This window comes from Oleiphilus sp. HI0086 (genome assembly GCF_001635225.1).
Genome location: NZ_LWFZ01001087.1, coordinates 1 through 849 on the forward strand (window position 1 = coordinate 1; position 849 = coordinate 849).

Annotated in this window: 1 protein-coding gene; it reads right to left on the bottom strand. The window is 44.1% G+C overall.

Annotated elements, in window-relative coordinates:
- Positions 1-31: 31 nt before the first annotated feature.
- Positions 32-849 (bottom strand): methyl-accepting chemotaxis protein (locus A3756_RS19225; protein ID WP_231875577.1); only part of this gene is annotated, 818 nt, incomplete at its 5' end.

Below are 849 nucleotides of genomic sequence, written 5' to 3' on the forward strand. Positions count from 1 at the left end.
ATACAGGCTATTGAGTATAGCTTGCTGATGATTAGGAGACTTTGAATTGATTGACTAGTTGTTCCAGTTCAATCGCGAATTCAGCTTGTTGCTCAGACAGTACGCGAGTGGTGCCAGCATTTTCTGTGTTGACTTCAGCGTGATCCTTAATGCCAACAATTTTCTCACTCATATCTTCAGCCACAGCACTTTGTTCTTCAGCGGCTGTCGCGATTTGGGTACTCATATTATTGATTTGATTGACCATATTGGTGACATTTTCCAATGAGTGGTTGGCGGTATTGGCTTGCTCTACAGTTTCATGGACCTTAGAGAGGCTTTCTTCCATCACACCCACCGCATTTTCAGCGTTTTCTTGAAGCTTATTAACGATGATGTCAATTTCTTCGGTTGATTCTTGGGTTTTACCTGCCAATGTTCTGACTTCATCTGCGACGACCGCAAAACCCCGGCCTTGTTCACCTGCTCTCGCGGCTTCAATGGCAGCATTAAGTGCTAGAAGGTTGGTTTGTTCAGCAATACCACGAATTACTTCCATAACTTTACTGACGTCTACGCAATCCTGTCTTAGTTCATCTAGTACGGTTTTTGTATTACTGGTTGTCTGCTCTAATGACTCGACGACATTGACGGCGGTATTAACAGTTTCTTTACTAGAGATTGTCTCGTCATAGGCTTCATTGGCGCTTTCAGAGGTGCTGACGATATTTTCGGCGACTTCTGAAATAGAAGCAGCCATTTCCGTCATAGCTGTAGCGACAAGTTCAATAAGAGCTTGTTGCTCGTCGAGGCTTCTTGAATTATCTTGGCTAGCGACTGTCAGTTCAGCAGAAGACTGGCTTGTTTGAC